The sequence below is a fragment of the uncultured Chitinophaga sp. genome (assembly GCF_937898475.1).
Taxonomy (GTDB): domain Bacteria; phylum Bacteroidota; class Bacteroidia; order Chitinophagales; family Chitinophagaceae; genus Chitinophaga.
The window spans coordinates 1-24,878 of sequence record NZ_CALEJS010000042.1 but is presented as its reverse complement, the minus strand read 5'-3'; the positions used below and the strand labels follow the sequence as shown (position 1 = coordinate 24,878).

Below are 24,878 nucleotides of genomic sequence, written 5' to 3'. Positions count from 1 at the left end.
CATCATCTCTTCCCAGGGCCTACCCATACCTGGAGATTGCTTTTGTGGTTGTTGCATAGCCTTTTATTTATCGTTAATGAATGATATCATTATCGTAAAGCCAGCTCCTTAAAAACAAATCGGTAGGTGAATCACGGAAAAATAAACATGATCGCCGAAGGGGAAACTAAGATCCTGTTGCAGCACAATTTACAAAAACTTTGGGAATAAGCCTTGCCTCCACAGCCCGCTTTCAGGCAGGCCTGATGACAAATGCCTTTAATTCAGCCATTTTGCCCTCACGAAATTCCCATACATCGCAGTACAAGTACAGAACTTCGCCGCCATCTTCATCTTTTATGGTGATGTGCCCCAGCGCCGTCACAAACTCCCCTTCTGCGATCAGGTTGGTGACCGTAAACTTTGGCGGCTCTTTATAGGCTGTTGCCATATAGCGGCGGACCGCCTCTTTTCCTTTCAGTGTCTGCTCTCCTACAAAGGTCCAGGTAGTGTCTTCAGTGCAAAAAGACAGGAAGCCTTCATAGTCGCCCCGGGTAATGGCAGCGTTGGCTTTTTCTAATACTGCTTTATTGTTTGCGGGCGTTTGCATAAGCTTTGATCTTTTAAATCATATACTTTGTGAAAGATACGGAAAAAGCGCATCTGCGGAAACCCCGCGGAGCGCTCACTGCAGTTAGCTTTCACATCACTGCAAATTGAAATGCTGCATTACCCGGGCAGCCGGTTATCTATTGTAGACGGTGGCATACACTTCACTGGCAAATTCTTCCGCGCTGGTTGGAGTGGTAGTTGAATGATCTCTTTGCTGATAATTCATATACCCGGTTTTAATAGCCAGTGCCATTTCAATTACATTATCTGCAATATCTGCTGAGAGGCCGTTACTCAAAAATGCCTGTTTGGCTTGCTCAGCAGTGAATTGAACATAGGGCAGATCGGGCTTACCAATTGCGTTGCCTACAATGCCCGTAAACTCCCTCAAAGTATAATCCCTGGGACCCATAACGGCATGAACGCTTTTGCCTTTGAAATCAAGGTTCGCCAGGTGATCCGCTACTATTCTGGCAACGTCCTTTGTTGCTACCATCGGAATAGCATGATCGCCGTCTGCCGCAGTACCATTGAATCCCATTTTCTTGACCACCGGAATTGTTCGCAGGAAATTCTCCATAAAGTAGGCAGAACGGATGTGCAATACATTTACATCGCTCAACTGGTTTAACCTGACTTCCTGTTCGGCTGTGCCACCCATTATGCCATTCCCTTCGTGCATGTGAGAACCAACACTGCTCATGTTTACGATGTACTTAATGCCGGATCTTTCAATGGCTTCGATCAGCTTACCACTTACCTGCCGCTGATATGCCCGTGTGTTTTCAGCCTTAACATTGTCAGGGAGCAATATAAATGCACTGTCAGCATTTTTGAAGGCATTTGTAAGTGTTTTCACATCGTTTACATCGCCCGCAATTATTGTTGCTCCCATTTCGCGATATTTTTCCAGCCCTTCGGTGCGCCTTGCTACCAGGGTAACCTGGTGACGGCCTTCGTTTACAAGCATCTCAGAAATTTTGCTGCCCACAGTTCCTGTGGCGCCGAGCACTACTATTTTCCTTTTCATCTTATTTAGTATTTAATTTTTATTGTTTGTTTCCTTACAAAGATCTTTCAATGTAAGCGGGTAAACTTGTATCAGATCACTGTTTATATGTTGGTTATTATTGCAGATTTCCACTGTACATTCCCTCATCAAAATGCACAGCACTTGTCTGGGTAATGAATAATACGATGTCGCTCGTGTCAAGTGCATGGAATAGCGGGCTTTCCTTTTCAACCAGCAGGCTTTCTCCCGTAGTAAGCAGTGTGTCTCCGTTTACCTGTAGCTTCCCGGCAAATACATAGAAGAGAAAGGCCACATTTTCAGCAGGGGCATCAGGCAACATACCTTCCCCGCCTTTTTGCAGACGCATATCCATTAACCAGGTATTACTTCTTACCTGCAACGGATAGTCTGCTCCTCTCCCGGCGATTTTGCGCCATTGATTGGTACTGTATATGTTCCCTAACTGGTGAAACTGTACCTGCGGTGATAAGCCCTTCGTCTCCGGTCTGATAAAGATCTGAAGACCTTCCAATACGCCTCCTTCCTCCAATACCAACTCTTCATGGGAAAGACCTTCGCCTGCATTCATCATCATCAATTGCTGATTTGAAATAATACTTGTATAGCCTTCGGAGTCAAGGTGCTTTACTTTGCCGCTTCTCAGGTAGGTAAGTATTTCATCATCACGGTGCGGGTGCATGGGGATAAGCGTTCCTGGGGTTATCCTGGCCTGGTCTATTCTCCCTATTGTAGAAAAACCGGAATCATTCAATTGCGGACGGATAAGCCCGGGATATAAGATCTGTATTCCAAATCCGCCATGGCGTTTACCATACTTAATGCTGGTATCAATTTTCGTTAACATGTTTCTTAATTTTATTGCTTACAGGACAGGAGTGTTCAGTCTAATTCCACAGCTACTTTGCCTATATAGCCGCCTTGTTCAGCATATTGATATGCTTCTTTGGATTGGGCAAATGAAAATACTTTGCTTACCTCAACCTGCAGCCCATCGGCAATAGCGTTTAGTACAACATTTACTTTGTCTGCAGCGGGACTGGCAATTATGACAATGTGCTTTTTGCCGGTGAACAGATTCCTGATAATCGAGGTGGGTATTTCAATGGGGCTGGGTGTAGGGTTTAAAAACAGGGCCTTGGGTTTCATTATCTGCCTGGCATTTGCATAGCCCATTTTGCCTGATAGATCAATAACAATATCGTAGGTAATGTGCTGAGAAAGCACATTTTCTTTTGTATAGTCTATCACGATATCTGCGCCCCATGTTTTTGCAAACGCTGCGGCCTTTGTGTTGGTAACTGCTGTGCCGCTTGCCCCTCGTTGCTTTAGTAATTGCAGCAAAAACATACCGAAACCACCTGTTGCACCATTTATCAAAATGCTGGTATTGGCATTAATGGTCCCCATCTTCTGCAAAGCGGTAACTGCCGCCGTTCCTGCTACCGGGATAGCTGCGGCCTGGGCAAAGCTGACGTACGCAGGTTTCTTCCAGGCTAAAGATGCATCCACTACAATGTATTCGGCCAATGCACCTTCCTTCATCATGTTCTTTACTACACCAAAAACCTCATCTCCGGTTTTGAGATCAGTTACTGCAGTTCCGGTGTCTGCTATAATACCAGAAAAATCAGCCCCTGTGCTCCGGGGAAACCTGGAACCAGACATTAATTTCATTTCGCCTTTTCTGATCTTCCAGTCCAGCGGATTGATAGAAACTGCTTTTACTTTTACCAGTACCTGGTTGGAACGAAGGGTAGGTTTGGCCACTTCTACAGTTTGTAAAACATCTGTACTTCCGAATTGTTGGTATGCTATTGCTTTCATTGTGCTATTTTTTAATTGTTTAAAATGATAGCACAAAGTTTGAAATAGCCCGGCTAATAAACTTGTATCAGATCACTATTATGTTTTAAAGCCTTTGGTGGCATACCCAACATTTCATACATATACTTATTCAGCTGAGGCAGATCATAAAAGCCTGTGTCATAAGCAATATCCGTGAGGCTTCTGTTTTTGTCGGAGAGTGTGAGGTAAACCACCTGGCGTAATCTTGTCCACAATAAATATTTTGACAAACTACTCCCCGTTTGTTTTTTGAAGAGGGATGCCAGGCGGGAAGGAGAAAGAAAAACCAGATCAGCAAATGTTTGTGGGGTTATGCCCTGCTCAGCATAATTGGCTTTTATATACTCAACTATCTTTGTTACTCTTTCATCAAAATGACTGGCCGGTAGTTGTGCCAGCAAAGCATTGATAAGGGTGTAGATATCAAAGGTGTCTTTACCTGTCTGAAAAAATGTACTTGTTTCTGACGGGGAGTTAAAAACAATGCTGTCCTGATGCTCATCAAACCTGGCAGCCAGCGCCAAACCAACGTTTGAGTAAGGTTCTATGTTCAAAACATTTATACTGCCTTTTTCGGCAACGCAGAAATGCGGAACCTGTGGTTTGATCAGAAATCCGTGGATACGCTCAAACAATAGTCCGCCAATGGTGGAAGTAAAAGGCGTATCATTCGACAATACGATCTGGTAGGCCGAATGGTGGTGAATTTCTACAGAAAGGTTGTAGGCTTTAAGGGCAAGTATGAAGGGATTGTTAATACGTTCGGCGGCCATAGATATATAACTGTTTAGTACATATGCTGGAAACTTACTTCCCGATACAAAACTTACTGAATATAAAATCCAGCTGATCCTCATTGGTGATCTCCCCTGTTATCTCTCCCAGGAAATGTAAACACCGCCTGATATCCAGCGCCAGCAGATCTCCCGGCAGGCCGTTATCCATTCCCTGTTTCACATCTTCCAGGGACTGCAGTACAGATTGCAAAGCTGCATAGTGCCGGGCGTTCGTCACAATAGTAGACTCCGTATTGACATCCCCGCTCATCACCCGCTGTACCAGCCTTTGTTTCAAGGTATCAATATGGTCATGCGCCTTCGCAGAAATGAACAGTATATCAGGAATATCCTTAAACTTTTTCCGCACCACAGCCTCTCCGGGGATATCCACCTTATTGCCTGCGAGCAAATAGTTGATCCCGTCCTGTTCAAAAAGATCAACCTGCCTGCGCAGCTCTTCTGCACTCTCTTCGTTCACATCAAACAGGTAGATCACTACCCCTGCTTCTTTTATTTTCTCCAGTGTTTTCTGTACCCCGATACTTTCAATGGTATCGGCACTTTCCCGTATGCCCGCTGTATCAATCAACCTGAAAAGCACGCCTTCTATATTCAGCACCTCTTCAATGGTATCACGGGTGGTGCCGGCTATATCACTCACAATAGCCCGGTTCTCATTCAGCAGGGTATTCAGCAGTGTGGATTTTCCTGCGTTCGGCTTACCAACGATCGCGGTATTCACCCCGTTCTTGATCACATTCCCCATACGGAAAGAATCCGCCAGGTGCTTCACCACTTCTGTTGCTGTTTTGATCAGGGCATATAACTGGGTACGGTCTGCAAATTCTACGTCCTCCTGGCTGAAGTCCAGCTCCAGCTCTATCAGGGCAGAAAAGCGGATCAGCTGTTCCCGTAAGGCCTGCAGTTCTTTGGAGAAACCGCCGCGCATCTGTTGCATGGCTGTCTGGTGACTGGCGGCAGAATGGCTGGCAATCAAGTCTGCCACTGATTCTGCCTGGGCAAGGTCTAATTTACCGTTCAGGAAAGCCCGCTGGGTGAACTCACCCGGCTTTGCCATACGGGCGCCCGCCTGTATACAGGCATCAATCAGCTGTTGCTGGATATAGGGGGAACCGTGGCAGGACAACTCCACTACATTTTCCCCGGTGTAGGAACGGGGCCCTTTGAACAGGCTGACCACTACTTCGTCAATGATCCTGCCATGGCTCACAATATTGCCAACATGCAGGGTATGACTGGCCTGCTGCAGCAGGTCTTTGGAGGGGAAAAGGTCGTTACAGATGGAAATGGCCTGTGGTCCGCTTAACCGTATCACTGCAATAGCCCCTATGCCCGGGGCAGTAGCCAGGGCCACAATCGTTTCATCGTATCCTGTAAGTTTTGCCGACATAAGGCAGCAATATAGTACAAATAAAAATTCCTCACCGGCGTACCGGTGAGGAATTGAAAGAATATTGTTAACAGTACTACTCCTGTAAAGTAAAGCGGATGGGCAGGTTGAACTGTACGGATACCTGACGGCCGTTCTGCTTACCAGGTTTCCATTTGGGCATGGTTTTCACCACACGTACAGCTTCTTCTTCCAGACCACCACCTTTTGCGGCGCCCACTGTTTTAACATCTTTGATGGTGCCTTCAGAGTCTACCACGAATTGCACAAACACTGTTCCGGAAATACCGTTCTCCTGTGCTACGCGCGGATAACGGATGTTCTTGCTCAGGTATTTGGCCAGGGCTTCCTCACCACCCGGGAAGGTAGGAGGCTGCTCCACGAAGGTGAAGATCTCTTCTTTCGGAGGCGGCGGCGGTGCTTCAACTACACCGGAACCTTTGCTATCTTCCAGCAATCCCGGGTCGATACCGTTGGGATCACCTTCCATAGTTTTGGTACTTACCGCTTTGTCCTTTATTTCTTCCACTTTTGGTGGTTCTTCTTCCGGTGGTACTTCCGCATCTTTTTTAATTACAGGCGGAGTGAATTGTACAGAGGGTTTTACCGGCGGCGGCGGAGCAGGCGGCGGAGGCGGAGGAGGCGGCGTCTTCGGATCGTCCGGCAACTTGATATCCTCCATCTTGATCTGCTCTATAACGGGCTTCTTGGGGTTTTTAGACTCAATACCCTTTATAATGTTGCTAGCTACATAACCACCGATCGCCAGAAGAGTTACGGCGGCAGTGCCGATGAGGGCATTGCGCACACGTTTCTCGTATTTTCTTCTCAGTTCATAAGCGCCATAATCTTTATTCCTGCCCTCAAACAGGATGTCAAGAAAATCGGCTTTTAGTACTTTAGCTGAATCCATTGTTGCTTGTTTATGGATGGATGCAAAAAATTAGATAATTCCACAATTTACTGTGAGCCACCAGCATTCGCTGATTCGGTCTGCTTGATCCATGCTTTATCCTGGTCGCTGATGTCAACAGTAGCATAACGCTGGATCCGGTTAATGGCCATTTCGTCTATGATGTCCACGAAATTCTTGTAAGTAGCATCATCGTCTGCTTTAATGATCACTACCACATCTTCCGGTTCACCTTTGGCGTTCCTGAGTTGTGAAACTTCATCTCTCTTTTTAATGATCACATCCCGTATGCCATCTTTGTTGGCAAAACTGGTTGCCTTAAAGAAGTCCGGATTAGCGGATGCGTTCGGGTCCTGGGCCAGGCCCTCGTAATAGAAAACCCTGTTATTTTTTCCAAGCAGTATGGTAAGCGCTGTACTCTCCTTTACCTTGTTCTGTTCCTTCTCATCTTTGGTATCTTTCGGCATGATCAAGTCCATTGTTTTGGGCTTGGACATGGTTGTCGTCAGCATGAAGAAGGTAATAAGGAGAAAACCTAAGTCCACCATTGGCGTCATATCCACACGGGTAGAAAGTTTCTTCGATTTCGTACCCTGGTGTTTTTTTCCACCACCACTACTGCTGGTATCCATTTCTGCCATAGTAGCTCTTTTTTTTGGTTTTTAATTGGCAGCGTCCTTTCCGCAGAACGAACCTGCCGTTTACTTAAATATTATTCTCCGCTTTTCTTAGCTGCACCTTGTTGCCTTTGGAACTCTGCAGCTGCAGATCCCGGAGGTGCGTCTTCCAGGTTAGTTACCAGGTTCAGCTTCTGTATCTTCAGATCCTTAAATGTCTGCATGATCTGCTTGATCGTAGGATAAGGCGTTCCGTTGTCGGCCTTGATACAGTACTGCAGCCTGGGGTTTCCTCCCTGGGCAGTTCTGGCGTAGTTGATCCAGGTTGCCAGTTCATTATTGGCAGAGTCAACAGGAATACCGGTTTCAACGCCGGAAGTTTTCCGCTGCTCCATCTTCAGATTGAGGTAACTGTTCAGGTTCTTTAATTCAGTACCTACAATTGCACCAACTATGAAGTTATTCATCGCCTTCTGGTCCAGATTGAGTTTGAACTGGGAGTTCAGATCCTCGATCAGTTTCTTTCTCTTGGGCTGCCCGTCCATGCTAAAGAATATCCTGCCATCCTTGCCAACAGTAAGTAATATTACGTCGGAGTCGGGAAGGATCTTGGTATTAATAGAAGACGGAGTAACCACAGTTACCGGTTCCTCCGGCTTAAAACTGGTGGCCAGCATGAAGAACGTGAGCAACAGGAACGCAACGTCACACATTGCGGTCATGTCGATCATGGTGCTCTTACGGGCCATTTTAACTTTTGGCATGTTTACTCCTTTTTGGTTTGTACTTTAATTAGATTCAGTATTACTGATTTTCCACACGAATAATCAAAAAATTATTTGTGGTTGGCAGCAAAGCTCTGAGTTAAAGTAAAGCCAGACTCGTCGATAGCATAAGTGATGCTGTCGATATTGGTAGTGAAATAGTTATACATAATGATCGCGATCGCAGAAGTACCGATACCCAGAGCGGTATTGATCAGGGCCTCAGAGATACCACCTGCCAGCTGAGCAGAGTCAGGAGCACCGCCGGTTGCCATCGCAGAGAACGCGCGGATCATACCCAATACTGTACCGAACAGACCAATCAGGGTAGCGATAGAAGCAATGGTAGACAGGAACACCAGGTTCTTTTCCATCATCGGCAGTTCGAGCGCAGTAGTTTCTTCGATCTCGTTCTTAATAGACAGGATCTTCTGATCAGTATCCAACTCAGTGTTGGTGATCATTTCCTTGTATTTTTTCAGACCTGCTTTCAGTACGTTACCAACAGAACCTTTCTGCTTGTCGCACTCAGCCAGTGCAGCGTCTACATTCTTGTTAGCCAGGTGATATTGTACTTTCCTTACCAGCTCACTGCCGCTGAATTTACCTTTGGCTTTGGACAGATAAAGGAAACGCTCGATCACGAAAGTCAAGCAAATTAATAATACAGAAATCAGAACAGGTACAACCGGTCCGCCCATATAAACCGTGCCAAACCATTTACCAATGCCTTCCTCAACTGGATGCGCTCCATGGCCTGTATGTCCTCCCTGGAAGTTTGCCGGATTACCTAATACAAAAATGTAGAAGAGAATCGCAATCGCCAGGCAGATAGGAACCGCCAACGCTGCAAAGAGGTTGGATGACTTTTTAGGTTGATGAGAAGAAGCGGTCGATTTGGCAGCAGCTGCAGTCACAGTTGTTTTAGTCTCAGCCATGTTGATTGAATTTTAGTGTTAAAAATTAAACTATGGTTTTTTTGTATTTCCGTTTAAAAAATTAAAATAAATGTAACGCCTACAATTACTATAACCCGAATTCGCAAATATTGTACGGTTGCCTTAAAAAAACAAGTGCTGCTCAAAAAATCTCACAAAATTTAACCTCCTCACAAAAGCCCGACTGAAAGGACTTCTTTCCAATTTATTGAGCATACACTTTAAACACAAAAACGAGTAGCAACAAAGCAGTGGCTATTCAAAACCTCTATCGTTACTGTCCTTGAAAATCGAAATTTATTGATTTTTTTTCAAAGTTGGACGCACAATTTAAGGAAATTTTTAAATGTTCCAACAAATTTTATAACTATTCGTTTTCAAATGTTTTTAGCCACAGTAGCAGGTCTTAACTTATAAGCCCGGCAAAACATACGTTGCTCCTGTATTCAAAGCCCATGATCCCACCATCAGCACCGGTTTAGCAATTATATATCAAGAACAATATCCATATAAAAACTGACAAATCAATACATTCCCCTATTTTCCTTCCATTCTTAAGATAATTATAACGTTTATGGAATTTCCTGATAAGTTACTGCTTTATATATTTATTTGCAACTGCTGTCAAAAAAGGCAGCCAGATCAAAGATCAACCCTCGTACAAACACTATGAACATGCATGTAAAAAGCAGATTTGTTGCGGTTGCGGCAGGTATACTCTGCACAGGTATACTCCTTGGAACCCAGGCCTCTGCACAAAGGAAAAAGAAGAAACAGTCCGAAGCCGCCGCCACCGCCGCCGCTAAAGACACGACCGTAAAACCACCTATGATACCGCCCCAGGGCACCCCTAAGGCTAATCCCAAACAGTTCGGAGAGTTCATTCCTGCCAGAAGCAAGGCTGACTCCGGCCTGTTCAATATATATAAGGTGGATGATAAGGTCTATTTCGAAATTGCCGACTCCCTGCTGGGCCGCGATATATTGGTAGTGAACCGTATCTCCAAATCAGCTGCAGGCCTGCGCGCCATGTTCTACGGCTACAGCGGCGACCAGATCGGCGAAAACCTGATCCGCTTCGAAAAAGGACCCAATAACCGCATCTTCCTGAAGAACATTTCCTACAGCGAAATATCAAAGGACAGCACCCAACCCATGTTCCATGCGGTGATGAACTCCAATATACAGCCCATCGCAGCCGCATTTGACATCAAAGCCTTTTCAAAGGACAGTAACGGCTGCCTGATCGACTTTACCGACTATATCAACGGCGACAACGATATCCTCTTCTTTGACCAGCGCATGAAAACCCGGCTTCGGCTGGGCAGCGTACAACCGGATAAGTCCTATATCGTTGACATCCGCTCCTACCCTATCAACACCGAGATCAAAACCGTAAAGACCTATTCCAAAAGCAGTGGCGGCAGCCCCGGCTCCGGTCCCGGCGGAAACGCTACCCTGGAACTGAACAGCTCCCTGGTACTGTTGCCCAAAGTTCCCATGCAGGCCCGCTATTTTGATCCCCGTATCGGGTACTTTACCACCAGCGTAACCGACTTCGACGCCGATCCCCAGGGAGTGAAACGCGTACAGATGATCACCCGCTGGCGACTGGAACCCAAACCGGAAGACATGGAGAAATATAAACGAGGCGAACTGGTAGAACCTAAAAAACCGATCATCTTCTATATAGACCCGGCCACTCCCGCCAAATGGCGTAAATACCTCATACAGGGGGTGAACGACTGGCAACCCGCCTTTGAACAGGCCGGCTTCAAAAACGCCATCATCGCCAAACAGGCGCCTACCCAACAGGAAGATTCTACCTGGTCACTGGAAGACGCCCGCTTTTCCGCCATTGTGTACAAACCTTCCGATATCGCCAATGCCAGTGGCCCCCACGTTCATGATCCCCGCTCCGGCGAGATCCTGGAAAGCCATATCAACTGGTATCACAACGTTATGCGCCTGCTGCGCAACTGGTACTTTGTACAATGTGCGCCCAACGATCCGCGTGCACGCACCATGGAATTTGATGATGAGCTGATGGGTGAGCTGATCCGATTTGTTTCCTCCCACGAAGTAGGGCATACCCTCGGTTTACGCCATAACTATGGCTCCAGCTCCGCTTACCCGGTAGAGAAACTGCGCGACAGATCCTGGGTACAGAAAAACGGCCACGCGCCTTCTATTATGGATTATGCCCGATTCAACTACGTAGCGCAGCCTGAAGACAGCATTACAGGGGCAGACCTCTACCCCCGTATCAACTACTACGACAAATGGGCCATTGAATGGGGTTACCGCCAGATACCCGGCGTACACACTCCTGAAGAAGAAAAGGCCACACTTAATAAATGGACCATTAACCGCCTGAAAGACAAACGCTACTGGTTTGGCACCGAAAGCAACCCGGATGATCCCCGCTCTCAGAGCGAAGACCTCGGCGATGATGCCATGAAAGCCAGTTATTACGGCATTAAGAACCTCCAACGCATCGTTCCCAACCTGATGGCCTGGACACGCGAGGCCAATGAAGGATATTCCAACCTGGGCGACCTCTACCGGGAAGTGACCGGGCAATTTGGCCGCTATATGAACCACGTTGCCAAAAATGTAGGCGGTATCCTGGAAACGCCCAAAACTGTAGAGCAGGAAGGCGCTGTGTATGAAAGTGTGCCCAAAGCCACCCAACGGTCAGCCGTACAGTTCCTCAACCAGCAACTGTTCAACACACCACAGTGGCTGCTGAATAAAGATATCCTGAGCCGCACCGGAAACGACGCCACCAACGTTGTGCTGGCACGCCAGGATCCCGTACTGGGAAGGTTGCTGAGCACCAATACCCTGAACAAACTGCTGAACGCTTCCGCCATGGAAGGCAGCAAAGCCTACCAGGCCACCGAACTCCTGAACGACCTGAAAAAAGGTATCTTCAGCGAAGTATATGCCCACAAGCCGATCGATATCTTCCGCAGGAACCTGCAGAAGGCCTATGTAAGACATCTGTCCGAATTACTGTCTCCCGGCGGCGGCTCCGGCAGCAGCAGCGGCGGTATGGTGATCATGTTCGGCACACCGCCACCAGATCCCACCCACACTGATGTAAGCAGCATTGCCCGCGCACAGCTTACCTCCCTCCGGAATGAAATGCGCAGCGCGGCAGCCTCCATGCCCGACAACATGAGCCGCTACCACCTGAACGATCTCGTGGAAAGGATCAACAGGGCACTGGCGCCTAAATAATATTCAGTTTAAGACTTTGAACGTTTGAGGGTTTGAAGGCGTCCCATTATTCCGGGCACCTTCAAACCCTTAAACTTTAAAACCATCAAACGTTCAAACTTTTCAAACCATCAAACTTTCAGACTAACCGCTACTTCTTCCGCCCCGTCGTCCACCTTCTTTCCTTTCCACCAGGTAGCCAGCGCAGATCCCGTAATATTCATCAAAGGACCGAATACAGCCGGCGCCAGGCCCACCGTTGCCAGCTTGCCCATTTTCAACGCCAGGCCGGATGCAAGGCCACCGTTCTGCATACCCACTTCCAGCGCCACTGTCCGGCAGTCCCTTTCAGGCATGCGGAACAGGCGCGCACTCCAGTAACCAAGGCAATAGCCAGACAGGTTATGCAGCAAGGCAGCAAAGATCAGTAATGGCCCAACCTTTAACAGGCTATCCCGCCCGCTGGCAGTTACCACTACAATGATCAGTGCAATACCGCCCATGGACAGCAAAGGCATGGCATCATCCAGCCACTTGAACTTGCCGCGTAAGAAATGATTGAAAGCCAAACCTGCCACAATAGGCAGTATCACGATCTGTACAATGTCCCACATCATCTGCCAGAGCGCCACTTCCACATACTGACCTGCCAACGCTTTCATCCATAACGGAGTAATAACAGGAGCAAGCAGTGTAACCATCACCGTTATGGAGACAGATAAGGCCAGGTTAGCCCCCGCCAGGTAAGACATCACATTGGAGGCCAGCCCGCTGGGACAAGAACCGATCAGTATAACGCCTGCTGCAATCTCAGGAGGAAAATTGAACAAACGGGTAATAACAAAACCTACCAGCGGCATAATAGAATACTGCGCTATTACGCCAACACCAATACTTTTGGGCGTTTTAGCCAGCTGCTGAAAGTCCGCCCACCGTAAACCGGTACCCATACCGAACATAATGATCTGCAGCAAAGGCAGGATCAGCTTTGACAGTTTAAAGTCTCCTACAGCAATGAAATGTTGCGGATAATACATGGCCAGGCTAACAGCGGCGAAGATCATTACTGTATATGAAAATCCTTTCAGCAGGACATTCCCCCGGAAAGCAAATGCCAGGAATGCGAAGAAAAGCATCAGGAGCCAGCCTCCTACCTGGTGCCATTGCAGCACAGTAATGACGATGTAGGCAATCAGGGCCGCTATGGCCAGAAAGGCGGATAATTTGTATGTATTCATAAGTGGTATTGCTTTAACTCCAGAGGCGATCCCAGGAACGGCTCTCGTTCCAGTCAGGCGTTGGAGCGAAATAACTTTTATCTTCCGGCGCCAGGTGCTTTTTGATCTCATCATCATTCAGCTCAATACCCAATCCCGGCTTATCAGGTACAATGGCGAAACCTTTTTCTATGAGCGGATGGTCTGTCTTCACCAGGTTGTTCCAGTAAGGCACGTCCAGTGAATGATGTTCCATCGCTACAAAATTCTGTGTGGCGGCCGCACAATGCACATTGGCCATAAATGAAATGGGCAGGCCTGCAAAGTGCATGGCCATCGCCACTCCTTTCTCCTCGCCATAATCGCCGATGCGTTTTGTTTCCAGGATGCCGCCCGCTGTGGCAAGATCAGGATGCACCAGGTCTACCGCGTGCGCGTCTATTAATTTAATGAATTCTTCCTTCAGATAGATATCCTCGCCCGTAAGTGTGGGAGTTTCAATGGCATTGGTGATCTGTTTCCACTGTTCAGTAAACTTCCAGGGAATGAGGTCTTCCAGCCAGGCCAGGCGATAGGGTTCTACGGCTTTCCCCAGGCGGATGGCGTTGTTATGGTCAAAATGACCGTAGTGATCGGAAGCCAGGGGTATTTCATAACCTACGGCTTCCCTGACCCTCGCAATACGTTCTGCCAGTATGTCCAGGCCTTTGGGCGTGATCTGCACCTGGGTAAAGAGATGCTCAGTAGCGCCGTAGGTCATGGGTTCGTTGGTCCACTGGCGGCCTACATCCCAGAACTTGTTATTCACCAGGGCGCCGGGCGTATTCTTCAGCAGCTCGATACCGAAATCCATTTTCAGGAAAGTATATCCCTTGTTTTCAAGCCGGTCTTTCAACTTGGCGGTGAACTCCCCTGCGTCTTCCACTTCAGGGGTGTCTGCATACAGCCTTACGCGGTCGCGGTATTTGCCGCCCAGCAGCTGGTACACCGGCACGCCGTAGGCTTTACCCGCCAGATCCCAGAGGGCCATTTCCACACCGGATACCCCTCCGCCCTGGCGGCCATGAAAGCCGAACTGCTTAATACGTTTGAATATCATCTCCACGTTGCAGGGGTTCATACCCAGGATGCGGCTTTTGAGGAACAAGGCGTAACGCCAGCTGGCGCCATCCCTTACTTCTCCCAGTCCGTAAATGCCCTGGTTGGTGTCTATACGGATAATAGGGCAACGCCCGGTGGAATTCATACACACGGCATAGCGCATATCCGTGATTTTGAGGTCTGACGGGGCAGACAGGCGGTTCACTTTGGAGGTAGCATGCGCCAGGGTATCTCCCAGCGGAGAGAACATAAACCCGCCCAGGGCCAGGCCGCCTAGTGCAGTCTTTTTGAGGAAGGAACGGCGATCGTTTTCCTGGGTCACTTCCGTGTTGGGGGCGCTTTCCTGTACGCCTAATTTCGAGAGGAATTTTTCTGAAGGTGTCATTGGAGAAAAGTTTAAGCGTTTACCATGTTCTGTTTTTCATGAATTGATCGAGCTCCTGCCTGCTCATGGGCAGTTTATCACCCTGGCTGTCCAGCCATTGCAGGAAGTCTTTTTTGATAGCGTCCGTCCACTGGGTGTCTATCTCACCGGGCGTATATTTGCCTTCCCGCAGGCGCTGGTGCCCAAACTGATCCCGCAGCCCAATGAACTCTGCGTTCAGCACCACCTCTTCCAGCAGGTGGGCGGGAATGAAAATCACACCGCCTTTTTTAGCCAGCACCACATCTCCCGGCAATACGGTGGCGCGGCCAATGCGGATGGGCACATTGATACCCGCCAGCATCATCTGCTGGATGTAAGAAGGATCGTAACCCTTCACCCAGGCTGTGAATCCGTCAATCGCTTCCAGGCCTTCCATATCGCGGACAGACCCATAGAAGATGACGCCGTTCTTTGATTTGGCATAAATGGAATTACCCAGGTTATCTCCGATCAGGGTGCCATCTGCTACTTTGCCGTAGCTGTCTGCCACGTATACATCGCCGTTGCTGAGCACATCTATCGGCCAGGAATTGGTACCGCCAATGCGGCCTTCCGCCTTGCCTTTGTCTTTGATCAGCTGGTCCATATCCGGACGCAGCGGCATGTATTGGGCCGTTACCACCCGGCCTGTCATCACCTGGTTGGGCCGCAGCAGCATCCACTCGCCTTCAAACTGGTTCTGGTAACCTTTGTTACGGAGAATGCCCCAGGCCTCCTCGATAGAGATGTTCTTCAGGCGTTGCAGCAGCGCATCCGGCGCCTTGGGCCTTCCGTCGGCGCTGCGTTCACCTTTCCAGGCGGGTGTCATCGCCCTGATCTGATCGGGCGTAAGGGTAACCTGCTGCGCACGGGCGCCGCCTGCCTGATACAGGCCGCCCAGCAACAGGCAGTACATGAGGAATTTGTTCATATAGTATCACTTTTACTTCCATACTATTGCACATCCCACCACATGCGGACATTGAGCTCATCGGGCCCCTGGCGCGAAAGCGCTTCCCTGTAATGTGTGGTGTTCAGTGATATTTCCGTGTCGGGATAGCGCAGGCGGCGAATGCTCTGTCCACCCGGGATATCCTGTGTTGCATAGGTGTTGGCCGGTATAACGGGAAAGCCTGTACGCCTCCAGTTGGCATAGGCCTCTGTTCCGTTCATCAGACAAGCCACCCAGTATTCCGTATTGATCTGTTCCAGGCCCCTGGCAGCGTCATAGCTGTGCGTTGCCCAATAGCTGTTGATACTGTCATCCGGTACCGCTGCAGTACCACCGTATGCCGCCAGCTGCTGCATGTGTGCGCTGACGCCCTGCCGATAAAATGCCGCAGGATCGCCGGCTATCCATCCGCGCTGCGCCGCTTCCGCCAGCAGCAATTGTGTCTGCGCATACGTAACATGAAAACAGGGCGCGGTGATGTTCCCCAATGTCAGGCGGTCTATCTGTGAATACCTGTATAAAGAGCCGGGATATCCCGGCGCGGAAGCAATCGTGGTGTTATCATAACCGGTGGGCATGCCTGTCTGCCGGGCGGGATCTTTATCCTGCAGGGTCTGTGCAGGATCTTTGGTAGCATCTCCATAGATCACGGCAATGGCTTTTAAACGCGGATCATTATTGCGCTGCAGGTAGTTAACGAATGTCTGGTTCAGGTAGTAGTTCGCTTTTTCCGCACCATTCAGCTGGTTGCCCAATGCGTTTGTATAGGTGGCAGAATGCGGCATCACACAGTTATCTGCATTGGACGTCATCACGCCGCCCTGGAAAGCCTGCAGGGCATAGGTCTGCGCTTTTGCAGCATCTGCTTTTGACAGCCGCATGGCAATGCGCAGCAACAATGAATTGCCCAGGCGTTTCCATTTACCAATATCACCGCCATAGAAAAGATCGTTCGTTGCCATTGCTTTTGCAGGATCAAGCCCTTTCACCGCTTCCGTCACTTCCCTCAGCAGATCGTTATAGATCTGCTGCTGGGGATCATATACCGGGAAATACTGCGATGCAGGAAAACCCACCCCTGCCTGTGTGTAGGGAATATCTCCGTAAGTATCGGTGAGCACCTGGAAAAGATATGCCCTCCAGATACGCGTCATGTGATAGAGATTGCTGCGCGTGCTGTCGTTCCTGGTTTTGCCGATGATGTCTGCCACATTGCGGACCAGCGGATAATACTGATCCCACTGCTGTCTCTCTACTGCCGGGTTCTTCTGGTTTACATTACCACCAGCCAGCACGCCCAGGAAGGGATGCATGGTATGTTGTACGATAGCGCTCTGGTACGTAAGGGTGCCTGATTCCCAGGAGGCATTCAGCTCCGCCTGCGCCAGTAAATAGGCAGGATCCAGTGAAGATGGCAATACAGGATTGGTATTGATCTTTTCAAAGTTCTTATCGCAACCGCTTATTACAAACAGGCAGACAATCCGGATCATCATCAGATATCGCTTCATACCCATCAGAATTTAACATGTACATTAATACCCATACTGCGTGTCATGGGAAGCCCTCCAGACTCCAGGCCCTGCAGGTTATCGCTGGCAGCCGTAACCATCTCCGGGTCTATATTGGGTGTATGTTTGCTCAGCACCGCTACATTATTGGCTACGAATGCTACCGTTAGTCCTTTGATCACCTGCTGTTTCTCCAGCATTTTTTTAAAATCGTAGCCAATGGTGATCTGCCGCAGCTTGATAAAACTGGCGTCATACACAAACTCTTCTGCTATATTGTTATTGCTTCTTACAGATTCATAATAGGTCTGCACAGGTACCTGTATGGTATTGGGAATATACTTCCCGGGCGCAGCAGGGTCTTCCATCACGCCTTTGCCTACTACAAAACCTTCCGCCCTGCCTGCCAGTGTAGCCTTATGGAGGCCATGCCGCCAGAGATTGAAATTGGTATTGGATATCAGCCGGTGACCAAACTTGCCATCTATCAACGCAGCGATCCTGACGCCTTTAACAGTGAATGTATTGGTGATACCACCGGTCCAGGTGGGAATAGCGCTCCCGAATGTTTTTACCACATCATTGGCCGGACGGCCGTTCCTGTATATGATCTGTCCGTCGGGTGCGCGCAGGTAGGCAGTGCCCTGCAGGGAAGCCATGGGTTTGCCTACCTCATGCGCCAGGCGCCCTGTATACTCACCGGTGCCTACAATGATGACTGGCTGACCAGCCGCCAGCTCCAGTACCCGGCTGCTGTTATGTGCGCCGTTAAGGCTTACTTCCCAGCACAGCTCCTTACGGTCTACCGGTATGCCGGTGAGCAGCATTTCAACACCCTGGTTACGCAGCCGCCCCACATTCACCAGTGTAGCGCTGTAACCGGTAGCGCCGGAGATCTGTACAGACAGTATCTCATCTATTGTATTCTTTCGGTACCAGGCCGCATCAAAACCGATACGGCCCCCGAACAGCCTGCCTTCCATCCCCGTTTCAAACTCCTTTACCTTCAGGGGACGCAGGTTGGGATTAGGACTGAGCGTACCGGATATACCGCCCAATGCCACGCCCATATGCGCATTGGTATTAATAATGTAGTACAGGTTGTTCTGGTAAGGATCTGTGTCTCCTCCTACTGCCGCATAGGCTACCCGCAGTTTCCCAAACGTACACCAGGCAGGTAGTGTAAAGGCATCGGTAAATACAAAGCTGGAACTTATGGATGGATAGAGGTAGTTATTGGAGCGTGGGTTCAACGTAGAGAACCAGTCATTACGTGCCGTGAGGTTCAAAAAAAGATAATTCTTCCATGACAGCTCTGCTGCGCCGTAGAGCGAGTTTACGCGCTTTTCAGTGTAACGGTATTGCGGATCCTTGATCTGCCCGTTCTGCACCGTGTACAGGTCGCGGATAAAGAAATTGTCTGCCTGCACATTATTGTTCTCTGTGATCTGCACCATCTGGTTGCCGCCCAGTGTAAGATCTATGTCTATGTTGCCGGACTGCCTGTTGGCGCCCAGCAGGAAATCATAGTTGCGCTCCCTGAACTTCACTACTTCCTGGTAATATTGCCCATTGAAACCGGTGGTAACTGGTCCCAGGAAACGGGTGCCCGTTGGCACATTATAATCCTGCGAACGGGTAAAATGATCCTGGCCAATACGTCCCTGTACGTACAGCCATGGCAGCAGCTCATAGCGGATAGAGGCATTGCCTATCAGGCGGTCGCGCGAAATATTTTCAAAGCGCTCATAAGCGATCCAGTAAGGGTTGGCGCGGGGGGTAAAACGGGAGATATTCCTTTCGTTCCCGTTCTCATCTTTGCGGTGATCTTTCAGGTCATTGAAGTCGATCGTATTGGCCAGCGTATATACGGTGGTGTTAGCATTGTATTGCTGAACAAATACGTTAGGCGGGTTCCGGTGCTTTTCATGCGAGTAGTTGGCAAACACATTCACCTGCAGCTTTGAGGTAATGTTGTAATGCAGCCCCAGGTTAACAGACTGCCGCCTGTAGGTGGAGTTAGGCATGACAGACTGGTTATTCATATCAGACAGGGAGAGGTTGAAGCTGCCCTGTTCATTACCACCGGACATAGACACCGTATTGCTCCAGGTAGAACCGGTACGATAGAATTTATTGATACGGCCTTTCACGGCTGTATAAGGTTTTATCTGCCCGTCAAACTGGATTGTAGGCTGACCATCTATCCGTTCTCCAAAGCTCCAGGTGCCTGTATTGCCTGCTTCGAGGATAGTGGCAGGACGTTTCCCCTGTTCGCCCTGCCCGTATTCATACTGGAAATCGGTTTGATCAACAGGGCGGTCCACCACAAAATTGCTGTTCACTTCCACCCCGATGCCCTGGTTCCTGTTACCGGAGCGGGTGGTGATCACGATAGCGCCGTCTTTTGCACGGAAGCCGTACAAAGCAGCAGCAGCGGCGCCTTTGAGTACATTGATAGATTCGATATCATCCGGGTTTATGCTGAGCAAACCATCGCCGCCGTCTGTATAAGATTCAGCTCTCGAAGTATTGCCTTCTGCATCATTCTTACGCGCCCCATAGCTGTTGTTATTGATAGGCATACCATTCAGGATGATCAGGGGAGTATTATTGCCTTTGAAAGACGATGCACCACGTATACGGATCCTGCTGGAACCACCGGCGCCTGTATTCACTGCGCTCACATTGAGACCCGCCACTTTTCCCTGCAGGCTATTACCAACATTCGGCGTTCTGTTCACCGCCACATCTCCGCCCTTTATAGTAGTTGCGGCATATCCCAGCTGCCGCGCCTCCTTATGTATACCCAGCGCGGTCACTACTACTTCTCCCAGTTTGGTAAGGTCTTCCACCATTTGTACATCCAGTGTGGTGCGGCCGTTCACCGCCACTTCCTGTGAAACGTAGCCGATAAAGCTGAACATCAGTACGGGGTTGTCATCATCTACACGGAGGCGGTAATGACCGTCGGCATCAGAGATGGCGCCTGCTTTTTGTCCTTTCAGAACTATGCTGACACCCTGCAACGCTGCACCCCGGGCATCTGTAATAGTCCCGCTGACGCTTAGTGGCGGTGGCGGACTATTAGCCCTTGCAGGCGGAGAAAAAACATGTGCGATGATAATTGTCTTGTCTACAATATTGAACCGTAGCTGATGTCCTTTCAGGCACTGCGCCATGATCTGGGGCACCGTAGCTTTCACTACATCTACTGATACCAGCGTATCCCTGATATCATCATCGTTGTACAAAAATTGATAGTCGCTGTTGCGTTGGATAATGTCAAATAGCTTATCCAGCTTCACCCCTTTCAGTTGCAGGGTAAGCTTCACTTCCTGGGAATAACCGCTGGCATGTAATAACAGGATACATACCAACATGAGAAAGGTAGTGATACGCATAGCAAACAAAATAACGGTACTGTTCTTCAAATGCGGTATTAAGGGCAGGCGGTCCCATAACGCGGAATCAATATGAGAACAGTTGGCTGTTGATTATTGGTTGTCAGCTTTCAGCACGGTGACACGCTTATCATCCATCCTGAATGTTACTTTCTGAGTCAGCGCAAGCATTTTCAATACCTGCTGGATAGAGGCATACTTCCGGATAGTGCCTGTAAAACGGATATTGCTCAGGGAAGTATCCGGGTACTTTACCTCCACATCATACCAGCGGCTCAGCTTACGCATAATGCTGCCTACCGGCTCGCTGCGGAAAACAAATAAACCGTTCTTCCAGGCCAGCGCTTCTTCCAGGTAAGCTTCCTTTACAGTCATCCTGCTGTCTGCCCACACAGCTTGGTAGCCAGGCCGAAGCAGTACCGGTTTGGCGCCGGGATGTACGGTTGTTCTCAGCTCCACACCTCCTTCCACCAATGTAGTATTTATATAAGGTTCATCCGGATAACCTTTTATGTTGAATTGTGTGCCTGTAACGGTTATGGATATATTATTGATGTTAACAATAAAGGGTTTGCTTTTATTCTCAGCCACCTCAAAATACGCTTCCCCTGAAAGATCCACCTCGCGCCGGTTTCCATTGAACCTGGTCAGGAAGCGCAGGGAGGAAGCGGCGTTCATCCATACCACTGAACTATCCGGCAGCATTACCTTGTACTCTCCCCCGCGTGGAATTTCCAGGGTGTTGTACACCGGCGCAGCGGCAGCACTGCCGGGTGAATATGAAAGCAAAGTTCCGCTGGTGGTGATGCGGGTACCATCTTCTTCCGTAAAGGTCTGCTCTTCCTCATTTTTCAGTGCTATCACCTTACCATTGCCTAATATCAAACGGGCCTTGCTACGGCTGTGAACGTCCGGTGTTGCCGCCGGCGCGTTGACCTCAGCAACGGCAGCCGGGGCGGCATTGTCGGGGCGATGCAGCATCAGGTACACCAATCCGCCTGCTCCCAGCAGCATGCCCGCAATAGCAGCCGCGTAGAGGAAGACCCGGTAGGCGATATGAGGACGTGGTCTTTCGGCCACCAGCCTGGGCTGCAGCCGTCTCCAGGCATCTCCTGTACTGCCGGTATCCGGCATAGCGAGCATCTGTTCACGCAGTTTGGCATCATCGTTCAGTTGCTCCCACAGGCGTTGATGGTCCGCAGCGGCATTGATCCATGCCTCCAGTTCGGCGGCTTCGTGCGCTGTCTGCCTGCCATTGAAATGTTTAGCGATCAGGTCGGCTATTTCCAGATGTTCGTTTACCGGATCCATGTGTATATTAAAACAACCCAGTTAAAAAAGCGGGTGAAAAGAAACAGGAAAAATTTGCAGGAAAGTTCATTACAACAGCAAAAGCAGGATGCCGATGGCCTTGAACCATCCTTTCAACAGGTAGAGGCCGCGGGCTTTCTGTGTCTTGATGGTGTTGACCGATACCCTGAGCTGGCTGGCGATCTCATGATTCCGCATGCCTTCCAGGTAGCCCAGTTCTACCACCTGCCTGCAGCCGGGTGGTAATTTATTCAGCGCCTCCCGCAGCTGTCCGGCTACTTCTGCCTCGATCAGGCGGTGGGCCACGGTAAGCTCATCTGCTGCTTCCGCCTGCAGGCCGGCTCCATGGCGGTGTACCACCCGCTGGTGCTTCAGGATGTTGAGGCAGGCATGCCGGGCGCTGATATACAAAAAGGACCGCACAGCAGCAAAACTGTTGAATTGCTGCCGGTGGCGCCATAGCTTCATAAAGGCTTCCTGCACAACGTCTTCCGCTTCCATATCATGCTGGAGGATTCCCCGGGCAAAGTAACATAAGCGTGGATACAGCTGCTCAAACAGTTGGCGCAAGGCAGCCTCTTCGCCCTTTTTTAGTGCGGCAATGAGATCAGTTTCTTTCATGTAAACCGGATCTTAAACGAGCCTGAAATCAGTTTTTCCGTGGAACCTTATCAATCAGTCTCAAAATTTATGAATAATTCGCCGCTTTTTCAAGCCTACAAGAAAGGAAGTTTTGATTTACTGCAACAAACGATGGATTGCAATGTGAATGAAAGTTTCAATTGTAATATAAATTGCTTAATATAGCCTATTATTTGTCATTATTGAAGCCTCAAAAAAAGTGAAAGAACGCAATAAGATAACCATATATGACATTGCACAGGCGTTGAACCTGTCAGCCTCTACGGTATCCAGGGCATTACAGAACAATCCGCTGATCAACGATGAAACACGCGACAAGGTGCAGAAGGCTGCGCAGGAGATGGGTTATGTGCCCAACTGGATTGCCTCGAGCCTGCGGAAGAAACGTTCCAATATCATCGGGCTCATCGTTCCGCGCACTTCCATGTACTTCCAGAGTACCGCTATCAGCGGTATTCAGCACGAAGCGCATAAATACGGCTTCAGTATCATGATCGGGCAGTCTGATGAAACGGTGGCGATGGAGAAGGAGCTGGTGCACACCTTCTTTTCCCTGCGTGTAGACGGATTACTGGCGGTGGCTTCTATGTTCACCACCAATTACGAGCATTTCAGTCCGTTTATAAAGAACAACATCCCCCTGGTGTTCTACGACCGCGTACCTATCGATTTCCCGGGCTATTCCATTACCGGGGATGACTTCACCGGGGGCTTCCTGGCTACTGAGCACCTGATCAAACAGGGTTGCAAACGTATTGCGCATTTCTCCGGCGTGCTCACCTGTAATCTCTATCAACACCGCCTGGCCGGCTACAAGGCCGCCCTGGCCAAGTATAATATTCCCTTTGACGAACGGCTGCTGTATATCCATAACCTGACCACCGATGCGGCTACCAATGCGGCACAGCAGCTGCTCACCAGCGATCCGCTGCCGGATGGTCTCTTTGCCGCCAATGATACCTCTGCAGTAGCATTTATACAGGAGGCCAGGCGCAGGAATATCGGCATACCGAAACAGATCAAAGTAGTGGGTTATTCCAATGACCTGTCTTCCCGTATCATCTCTCCCTCCCTCAGCACCATTGAGCAATCCGGTTACCGGATGGGCCAGAAGGCCGTAGAAACCGTTATCCAGCTGATCAACCAGGACGATACCGTTAAAGTGACCAGGAATTTCGTGTTCCCTGTTGAGCTGATGGAAAGAGAATCAACACAAGCGCTATAAAAGCTGTTTGCTGTCAGCTGTCAGCAGCTGGCAGCTGATCGTTCATAGCTTACAAACACCTACAACATGAAAAAACCTCTGGGACTTCCCTGTTTGCTGGCAGCAAGCCTATTCCTTGCCTCCTGCAACAAGTACATCTATGTGCCGAATACCGTGAATGCACCTCTGCTGAAAGAAAAACACGAGCTGAAGGCCAGTATCTCACCTACCAATTACCAGGCGGCTTTTGCAGTGGCCAATAAGATAGCCATCATGGCGAATGGCCAGTATGTATACCGCTGGGATCTGAATGACAATGATACCAGGAGCAATGATGACGACCTGTTCCTGGACAAGCACACCCGTGGCGGTGTATTTGAAGGGGCAGTGGGTTTCTTCCAGCCGCTGGACACAAAGAAGCGGATGATATTCGACACTTATGCCGGATTTGGCGCCGGGCGTTTCAAAACCCTGGATCGCGCTTTCAATGACGATGGCAGCACCGGTATAGTGAACGACTACCAGTTAACCACCCGCTTCAGTAAGTTCTTTGTGCAGCCCAGTATCGGTTTTGTGCACCCGGTATTTGAAGCGGTGTTCAGCAGCCGGGTATCTGTATTGAATTTCTACGGGATGGGGGCAGGCGACAAAGCGTTTGCAGGACAGGAAACCCAGCGGGCAGAGTTTCTGCGGATCAGTAACGGTACACATGCCTTACTGGAGCCTGCCTTTACGTTCAGGGTAGGATATAAATATGTGAAGTTCCAGTCGCAGTTCTCATTTATGCTGCCTTTTGATGATGCTACCTACGGCGGTTATGAGTTGAATGAATATTTTCAGCCGGTATCCGTGGGAATGGGGGTGAGTATTAATATTGGGCAGTGGTATAATAAGCAATAGCTGTTAGCTTTTAGCTGCTAGTAGCTAAAAGGCCAATAGCCAACAGGTAAAAAAAAAGGCGCTGATCAAATGATCAGCGCCTTTTCTAATAAATACGGCGGCTACCTACTCTCC

The 24,878-nt window shown here is 49.2% G+C and carries 20 protein-coding genes; 3 read left to right on the top strand and 17 right to left on the bottom strand.

The genetic code is table 11. The features are described 5' to 3' along the window. Positions 1-232 precede the first annotated feature (232 nt). The 10 genes from Q0577_RS25735 to Q0577_RS25690 all read right to left on the bottom strand — a co-directional run bounded on the left by Q0577_RS25735 (position 233) and on the right by Q0577_RS25690 (position 8,891). Positions 233-589, bottom strand: a complete 357-nt coding sequence (locus tag Q0577_RS25735) for a nuclear transport factor 2 family protein (protein WP_298741486.1) — start codon at positions 587-589, stop codon at positions 233-235. Between the two features lie 135 nt (positions 590-724). Further along, entirely contained in the window at positions 725-1,621 is an 897-nt protein-coding gene (locus Q0577_RS25730; RefSeq protein ID WP_298741484.1) for an NAD(P)H-binding protein, read from the bottom strand. 97 nt (positions 1,622-1,718) lie between these two features. Further along, positions 1,719-2,468 (bottom strand): pirin family protein, encoded by a 750-nt coding sequence (locus tag Q0577_RS25725; RefSeq protein WP_298741482.1) that lies wholly within the window; start codon positions 2,466-2,468, stop codon positions 1,719-1,721. 35 nt (positions 2,469-2,503) lie between these two features. Then, the gene (locus Q0577_RS25720) at positions 2,504-3,448 is read right to left on the bottom strand and encodes an NAD(P)-dependent alcohol dehydrogenase (RefSeq protein ID WP_298741480.1); all 945 of its coding nucleotides are present in this window, start codon (positions 3,446-3,448) and stop codon (positions 2,504-2,506) included. Between the two features lie 53 nt (positions 3,449-3,501). Then, positions 3,502-4,242, bottom strand: coding sequence for an AraC family transcriptional regulator (locus Q0577_RS25715; RefSeq protein ID WP_298741476.1), 741 nt, complete (start codon positions 4,240-4,242; stop codon positions 3,502-3,504). A 34-nt stretch (positions 4,243-4,276) separates the two neighbouring features. Then, positions 4,277-5,659, bottom strand: a complete 1,383-nt coding sequence (gene mnmE / locus Q0577_RS25710; protein ID WP_298741474.1) for a tRNA uridine-5-carboxymethylaminomethyl(34) synthesis GTPase MnmE — start codon at positions 5,657-5,659, stop codon at positions 4,277-4,279. Positions 5,660-5,735: 76 nt separating this feature from the next. Next, complete coding sequence (locus Q0577_RS25705) at positions 5,736-6,572, bottom strand: energy transducer TonB (protein WP_298741472.1); 837 nt, start codon at positions 6,570-6,572, stop codon at positions 5,736-5,738. 47 nt (positions 6,573-6,619) lie between these two features. After that, positions 6,620-7,213 (bottom strand): biopolymer transporter ExbD, encoded by a 594-nt coding sequence (locus Q0577_RS25700; RefSeq protein WP_298741470.1) that lies wholly within the window; start codon positions 7,211-7,213, stop codon positions 6,620-6,622. 71 nt (positions 7,214-7,284) lie between these two features. Then, on the bottom strand, positions 7,285-7,953 hold the full coding sequence (locus tag Q0577_RS25695; RefSeq protein WP_298741468.1) for a biopolymer transporter ExbD: 669 nt from the start codon (positions 7,951-7,953) through the stop codon (positions 7,285-7,287). 71 nt (positions 7,954-8,024) lie between these two features. Further along, entirely contained in the window at positions 8,025-8,891 is an 867-nt protein-coding gene (locus Q0577_RS25690) for a MotA/TolQ/ExbB proton channel family protein (RefSeq protein WP_298741466.1), read from the bottom strand. A 675-nt stretch (positions 8,892-9,566) separates the two neighbouring features. Here Q0577_RS25690 and Q0577_RS25685 point away from each other — a divergent pair. After that, positions 9,567-12,137 carry a zinc-dependent metalloprotease gene (locus Q0577_RS25685; protein WP_298741464.1) on the top strand — a complete coding sequence of 857 codons (2,571 nt, stop codon included), beginning with the start codon at positions 9,567-9,569 and terminating at the stop codon, positions 12,135-12,137. A gap of 110 nt (positions 12,138-12,247) precedes the next feature. Here Q0577_RS25685 and Q0577_RS25680 read toward each other — a convergent pair whose 3' ends face one another. The 7 genes from Q0577_RS25680 to Q0577_RS25650 form a co-directional block, all read right to left on the bottom strand. Further along, positions 12,248-13,354 (bottom strand): bile acid:sodium symporter family protein, encoded by a 1,107-nt coding sequence (locus Q0577_RS25680; RefSeq protein ID WP_298741463.1) that lies wholly within the window; start codon positions 13,352-13,354, stop codon positions 12,248-12,250. Positions 13,355-13,367: 13 nt separating this feature from the next. Next, positions 13,368-14,819 (bottom strand): mandelate racemase/muconate lactonizing enzyme family protein, encoded by a 1,452-nt coding sequence (locus tag Q0577_RS25675; protein WP_298741462.1) that lies wholly within the window; start codon positions 14,817-14,819, stop codon positions 13,368-13,370. A 19-nt stretch (positions 14,820-14,838) separates the two neighbouring features. Next, complete coding sequence (locus Q0577_RS25670; protein ID WP_298741461.1) at positions 14,839-15,771, bottom strand: RraA family protein; 933 nt, start codon at positions 15,769-15,771, stop codon at positions 14,839-14,841. Between the two features lie 23 nt (positions 15,772-15,794). Next, positions 15,795-17,303, bottom strand: a complete 1,509-nt coding sequence (locus tag Q0577_RS25665; RefSeq protein ID WP_298741459.1) for a SusD/RagB family nutrient-binding outer membrane lipoprotein — start codon at positions 17,301-17,303, stop codon at positions 15,795-15,797. Between the two features lie 5 nt (positions 17,304-17,308). Further along, the gene (locus Q0577_RS25660) at positions 17,309-20,707 is read right to left on the bottom strand and encodes a SusC/RagA family TonB-linked outer membrane protein (protein WP_298741457.1); all 3,399 of its coding nucleotides are present in this window, start codon (positions 20,705-20,707) and stop codon (positions 17,309-17,311) included. Between the two features lie 93 nt (positions 20,708-20,800). Then, the gene (locus Q0577_RS25655) at positions 20,801-22,018 is read right to left on the bottom strand and encodes a FecR family protein (protein WP_298741455.1); all 1,218 of its coding nucleotides are present in this window, start codon (positions 22,016-22,018) and stop codon (positions 20,801-20,803) included. 69 nt (positions 22,019-22,087) lie between these two features. Next, positions 22,088-22,639, bottom strand: coding sequence for an RNA polymerase sigma-70 factor (locus Q0577_RS25650; protein ID WP_298741453.1), 552 nt, complete (start codon positions 22,637-22,639; stop codon positions 22,088-22,090). A 220-nt stretch (positions 22,640-22,859) separates the two neighbouring features. Between Q0577_RS25650 and Q0577_RS25645 the strand changes: the two genes are divergently transcribed. Further along, on the top strand, positions 22,860-23,885 hold the full coding sequence (locus tag Q0577_RS25645; protein ID WP_298741451.1) for a LacI family DNA-binding transcriptional regulator: 1,026 nt from the start codon (positions 22,860-22,862) through the stop codon (positions 23,883-23,885). 66 nt (positions 23,886-23,951) lie between these two features. Next, on the top strand, positions 23,952-24,764 hold the full coding sequence (locus Q0577_RS25640) for a hypothetical protein (RefSeq protein ID WP_298741449.1): 813 nt from the start codon (positions 23,952-23,954) through the stop codon (positions 24,762-24,764). Positions 24,765-24,878: the final 114 nt, after the last annotated feature.